Origin of the sequence: Mesorhizobium sp. M7A.F.Ca.CA.002.09.1.1 (assembly GCF_003998555.1) — a bacterium.
GTDB classification, from domain to species: domain Bacteria; phylum Pseudomonadota; class Alphaproteobacteria; order Rhizobiales; family Rhizobiaceae; genus Mesorhizobium; species Mesorhizobium ciceri.
Window position 1 is genome coordinate 1 of sequence record NZ_RZRR01000345.1, and the last position, 5,362, is coordinate 5,362.

Sequence of the window (5,362 nt, forward strand, 5' to 3'; positions counted from 1 at the left end):
CGTTCGGCCCGACCAGGCCAACGCGATCGCCACGCTGGATGCGGGTCGAAAACGCCTTGACCACGGTGAGATCGCCAAAGCTCTTTTCGATGTTTTTCGCCTCGATCACCAGCTTGCCGGACTCGGTGGCGTCGCTCGCCACCATGATCGCCGACCCTTCGGCCCCGCGATGACCGCGAAAACGCTGACGCATGGTCTGCAACTCGCCGAGCCGGCGCATGTTGCGCTTGCGCCGCGCCGTCACGCCGTAGCGCAGCCAATGCTCTTCGCGAACGATCTGGCGACCGAGCTTGTGCTGCTCGCGTTCTTCTTCCTCCAGAACCAGGTCGCGCCATTCCTCGAAATGGCCGAAGCCCTTGTCCAGCCTGCGGGTCTGGCCGCGATCGAGCCAGACCGTGGCGCGCGACACGCGTTCGAGGAAGCGGCGGTCGTGCGAGATGACGATCAGCGCCGAGGAGGTGCGGATGAGTTCTTCTTCCAGCCATTCGATGACCGAGAGGTCGAGATGGTTGGTCGGCTCATCGAGCAGCAGGATATCGGGCTCCGGCGCCATGACGCGGGCAAGGGCGGCGCGCCTCGCCTCGCCGCCCGACAGGTCGTTCGGACGTTCCTCACCCGACAGGCCGAGATGCTCCATCAGATAGCTGGCGCGGTAGGGATCGTCGGCGGGGCCAAGCCCGGCCTCGACATAGGCGCGGACAGTGGCAAAACCTTCCATGTCGGGCATCTGCGGCAAATAGCGGACGGTCGCCGAAGGCTGGCGGAACACTTCGCCGTCCTGCGGCTCGATCAGGCCGGCGGCGATCTTCAGCAGGGTCGACTTGCCGGACCCGTTGCGGCCGACCAGTGCGATCTTGTCGCCGGCCGAAGCCGTCAAGGCGGCGCCATCGAGCAGCGGCGTGCCGCCGAAGGTCAGTTTTATCCCATCAAGGTTGAGAAGGGGCGGGGCCATGTCAGCTTTCAGGTAAGGGATAGGGATGAGCGAGCAGCATCGCGCGGCCATGGCCGAGCGCGATTTCGAGGCGGCCCCCGGTCTTGTCGGACTTGACCTCGTTGGAAATGGTCAGCGACGAACCGAACGCCACCTTGACGTGAGCGAGCGGCCATTTGGCGCCGGTGACGGTCAGGCCGTCGAGCTCGGAAAAGCCGAGCACCGAAAACAGCGTGCCGTCGGCATAGTCGAAGCCGGCCGTTCCGCGCAGCAGGGGGATGCCTTCCTGAGCGCCGCTGGTCAAAAGCACGTCCGTTCCCGCCTCCGCCAGCCGCAGGGCGAGCGACAGATGCAGAAAAGCGTGGTCGGCGCGCTTGCCGCCAAAGGCGCCGGCCAGCACCAGGCGGGTCGCGCCGCGCTCCAGTGCCGCGGCGACGGCAAGTTCGCCATCGGTCTGGTCCTTTTCCGCCGGGAAGGTCCGGCGCGGCACGGAAGCGAGATCGTCCGGCAGGTTGGCCGGCACCGAATCGAAATCACCCACCCACAGCTCCGGCACGAGACCCAGCAACCGCGCATGACCGATGCCGGCGTCGGCGGCGATGACGCGGGAGCCTTTGACCTGACGGTCGAGCCGTGGCGTACGGATGAGATCGCCGCCAAGCAGGATGGTGAATGTGCTCATATCGTGTGGCCCTTACCAGCCCGGCACGGGAAACGGAAGGCGGCAAACTCCCGCTTGCATGGCGGATCGGCCCGGCCTATGTGTCGAAACGCTCTAACGGGGTGCCGGACGCGATCTTCGCGGACCGGCTGAGAGGCAGTCTCGCCAACCCGCTGAACCTGATCCGGTTTGTACCGGCGGAGGGATTAGACGTTTCGGACAGTCCGACGCCTCAATTCCTTTCAATTCAAACGAAGGAGGCGCCGATGCGCACGCTTTTATACGCTCTTGTTTCAGCAACGGTCGTGGCCTTGTCCGGGCCCGCCTTGGCCAAGGACAAGCTCACCGTCTACACCTATGAGAGTTTCACCGCCGACTGGGGTCCGGGTCCCGTGGTGAAGAAGGAGTTCGAGGCCGAATGCGGCTGCGACGTCGACTTCGTCTCGGTCGCCGATGGCGTCGCGCTGCTCAACCGCGTCAGATTGGAAGGCACATCGACCAAGGCCGATATCGTGCTTGGCCTGGATACCAATCTCACCGCCGATGCCAAGGCGTCAGGCTTGTTCGCGCCGCATGGCGCGGTGACGGATGTCAGTGTGCCGGGCGGCTGGAGCGACGACACGTTTGTCCCCTTCGACTACGGCTATTTCGCTGTCGTCTACGACACGCAGAAGATGAAGACGCCGCCGAAGAGCCTGAAGGAGCTGATCGAAGGCAGTGCCAACGACAAGATCGTCATCCAGGATCCGCGCACCTCGACGCCAGGCCTCGGCCTGCTTCTTTGGGTCAAGTCGGTCTATGGCGACAAGGCACCCGAGGCCTGGGCCAAGCTCAAGGCCAAGGTGCTGACCGTGACGCCGGGCTGGAGCGAGGCCTATGGGCTGTTCACCAAGGGCGAGGCGCCGATGGTGCTGTCCTACACGACGTCGCCAGCCTACCACATGGTCGCCGAGAACACGGAGCGCTACCAGGCGGCCTCCTTCGAGGAGGGCGAGTATCTGCAGATCGAGGTGGCGGGTATCACCACGACAGGAGCCAAGAATCCGCTGGCGGCCAAGTTCATGGCCTTCATGACCGGGCCGAAATTCCAGGATGCCATCCCCGAGACCAACTGGATGTTCCCGGCAGGCAAGACCGACAAGCCGCTCAATCCGGCCTTCGACAAACTGGTCAAGCCGACGAAGACCTTGCTGTTCAGCCCGCAAGAGGTCGCCGCCAACCGCAAGGCCTGGGTCGATGAATGGCTGGCGGCGATGAGCAAATAGGCAGCGCGATGGCGCCGGCGCATTCCACGGATTCCCGCGTCAGTGCCGGCATTGTCGCGCTCGCTGCAATCGCGCTGCTGATCGGCGGCGCGTTTGCCGGCCTGCTTTTCGAGGGCGCCCATGATTTCTCGGGCGCCTGGGCAGCCTTCGATCCCTATCTGCTTCGCGTCATTCGCTTCACGCTCTGGCAAGCGGTCCTGTCGACGCTGCTTTCGGTCATCCCGGGGCTGTTTGTGGCGCGCGCTCTGTCGCGGCATCCACGTTTCTTCGGCCGCGCCTTCATCCTGCAGATCTTCGCCGTGCCGTTGGCGCTGCCGGCCATCGTTGCAGCGCTCGGCATCCTGGCGCTTTATGGCCGTGCCGGCTACTTCGCCGGCGTGCTTGCCGTTATCGGCGGCGGAAGCTGGCCGGGCATCTATGGCCTGTCCGGCATTCTCGTCGCCCATGTCTTCTTCAACCTGCCGCTGGCGACGCGGCTGTTCCTCGAGGCGCTGCAGACCATACCGGCCGACCAATGGCGGCTGGCGAGCCAACTCGGCATGGCGGCCCGGCCGGCGTTCCGGCTGATCGAATGGCCAACGCTGCGCGCCGCACTGCCCGGCGTCGCCGGGCTTGTGTTCATGCTCTGCATCACATCCTTCACGATCGTGCTGACGCTCGGCGGCGGGCCGGCCGCGACGACGCTTGAGGTCGGCATCTACCAGGCGCTGCGCTTCGATTTCGATCCCGCACGGGCCGTTGCACTGACGCTGCTGCAGATCGCCTTGACCTTTATCGTGGTGCTGGCACTGACGCGGCTAGGCGCCAATGTGGTCGGCGACACCAATTTGCCGGTCGCGCAACGCCGCTATCTCTCGGTCAATCGGAGCGAGACCTGGTTGAACGCGCTACTCATCGTCCTGGCGCTGCTGTTCGTTGTCGGGCCGATGGCGGCAACCGTGATGGCCGGATTGAGTGCCGATCTCGCCCGCTTGGCCGGCGAGGCCACTGTCCGGCAGGCAACGCTGACCAGTGCGGCGCTCGCCTTCCTGTCGGCGCTGCTTTCGGTGATGCTGTCGCTGGCGCTGACCATGGCGCGGCGGGCACTGGCGCTGAACCGCCGTGCCGGCGCAAAGACACTGCTCGAACACGCCACCGATACAGGCGCCGGTTTTGTCCTGGTCGTGCCGCCGATCGTCGTCGGCGCCGGCTGGTTCCTGTTGTTGCGCCATGTCGGCGATGTCTTCGCCATCGCTCCGGTCATGGTCGTCACCGTCAACGCGGTGATGGCGATGCCGTTTGCGCTCCGCGCCGTGCGTCCCGCCTATGATGCAGCGAGCGAGCGTCACGAACGGCTCTGTGCACAGCTCGGCATTGCGGGCTGGAACCGGCTGATGCTGGTCGACTGGCCGTCGCTGCGGCGACCGCTCGCCACGGCCTTCGCTTTCGCCATGGCGCTGTCGCTCGGCGATCTCGGTGTCATTGCCTTGTTCGGCAGTGATTCCGTGCAGACATTGCCCTACCTTCTTCTGGCTCGGATGGGCAGCTACCGCACCGAGGATGCCGCCGGCCTCGCACTGCTGCTCGGCCTCGTCTGTCTCGCGTTGATCGTGGCGGCGCACTGGCTGGGAAGGGAGGAGGTCCGTGATGCGTGAAAAGGCGGCCAACGGGCTCGCGAAGGGCGCGCCGGTGCGGCTGGACAAAGTGTCGTTCAGCTATGGCAGCTATGGCGAGGCGCCGCTTGTTTTCGATGTCGAGTTTGCCGCGGCGACGATCACCGCCATCATGGGGCCGAGCGGTTCGGGCAAGTCGACACTGCTCAATCTGGTCGCCGGCTTCGAGACCCCACGGTCGGGCCGCGTGCTGGTCGGCGGTGTCGATGTCAGCGCCGAGCCGGCCTCGGCGCGGCCGGTGTCGATGGTGTTCCAGGAGAACAATCTCTTCGCGCATCTTTCCGTCGAGCAGAATGTCGGGCTCGGCCGCTCGCCATCCCTGCGGCTGACCGAGGCGGACCGCGCTGCGGTCGCCGAGGCGCTTGCGCGCACCGGTCTTGCGGGCAAGGAGAAACGCCTGCCGCGCGAGCTCTCCGGGGGCGAACGCCAGCGCGTCGCCCTGGCCCGCGTGCTGGTGCGCGACCGACCGGTGTTGCTGCTCGACGAGCCCTTCGCTTCGCTCGGACCGGCTTTACGCGACGAGATGCTGGATCTGGTTGCCGCCGTTCATGCCGAACGCGCCATGACAGTGCTGTTCGTCACCCACCAGCCGGAGGATGCACGCCGCATCGGCGAGCATATGGTGTTTGTCGACAATGGGTTGGTCGCCGCCACCGGCAAGGCTGATGATTTCTTCGCCGGGGCTGGTCCGGAGGCGTTCCGGCGCTATATCGGCGCGGGTGCCGGATATTCCACATCACGCGATGTTGCCCGGAAGCGGACATAATTTACGGTCAAACCGGCTCCAGGCGATGTGGCGTTTGCTTGCCATGACCGGGGGAGTGTGGCTAGGTCCGCCCTACCGGTCCGGCAC

Annotated in this window: 5 protein-coding genes and 1 riboswitch; of the genes, 3 read left to right on the plus strand and 2 right to left on the minus strand. The window is 65.5% G+C overall.

Features of this window, described 5'->3' with window-relative positions:
* Together EN994_RS16420 and EN994_RS16425 are read right to left on the minus strand one after the other, a co-directional pair.
* On the minus strand, window positions 1-952 hold a 952-nt coding region (locus tag EN994_RS16420; RefSeq protein ID WP_164745960.1), incomplete at its 3' end, for an ABC-F family ATP-binding cassette domain-containing protein.
* A gap of 1 nt (window position 953) precedes the next feature.
* Complete coding sequence (locus EN994_RS16425) at window positions 954-1,613, minus strand: thiamine diphosphokinase (protein WP_027162509.1); 660 nt, start codon at window positions 1,611-1,613, stop codon at window positions 954-956.
* 87 nt (window positions 1,614-1,700) lie between these two features.
* Window positions 1,701-1,815, plus strand: a riboswitch (TPP riboswitch).
* A 43-nt stretch (window positions 1,816-1,858) separates the two neighbouring features.
* Here EN994_RS16425 and thiB point away from each other — a divergent pair.
* Genes thiB through thiQ form a run of 3 tightly spaced genes read left to right on the plus strand, consistent with a single transcriptional unit; the run spans window position 1,859 to window position 5,275 of the window.
* Complete coding sequence (gene thiB, locus EN994_RS16430) at window positions 1,859-2,857, plus strand: thiamine ABC transporter substrate binding subunit (protein ID WP_063169191.1); 999 nt, start codon at window positions 1,859-1,861, stop codon at window positions 2,855-2,857.
* An 8-nt stretch (window positions 2,858-2,865) separates the two neighbouring features.
* Entirely contained in the window at window positions 2,866-4,491 is a 1,626-nt protein-coding gene (gene thiP, locus EN994_RS16435) for a thiamine/thiamine pyrophosphate ABC transporter permease (protein WP_024502936.1), read from the plus strand.
* The gene (gene thiQ / locus EN994_RS16440; RefSeq protein WP_063169190.1) at window positions 4,484-5,275 is read left to right on the plus strand and encodes a thiamine ABC transporter ATP-binding protein; all 792 of its coding nucleotides are present in this window, start codon (window positions 4,484-4,486) and stop codon (window positions 5,273-5,275) included. Before thiP ends, thiQ begins: the two co-directional genes overlap by 8 nt.
* The last annotated feature ends 87 nt before the right edge of the window (window positions 5,276-5,362 follow it).

What these genes read in the sequence shown, in the direction of transcription:
- thiQ (WP_063169190.1), top strand. Translation starts at nt 4,484, where the DNA reads ATGCGTGAAAAGGCGGCCAACGGGCTCGCGAAGGGCGCGCCGGTGCGG.
- EN994_RS16425 (WP_027162509.1), bottom strand. Translation starts at nt 1,613, where the DNA reads ATGAGCACATTCACCATCCTGCTTGGCGGCGATCTCATCCGTACGCCA.
- thiB (WP_063169191.1), top strand. Translation starts at nt 1,859, where the DNA reads ATGCGCACGCTTTTATACGCTCTTGTTTCAGCAACGGTCGTGGCCTTG.
- thiP (WP_024502936.1), top strand. Translation starts at nt 2,866, where the DNA reads ATGGCGCCGGCGCATTCCACGGATTCCCGCGTCAGTGCCGGCATTGTC.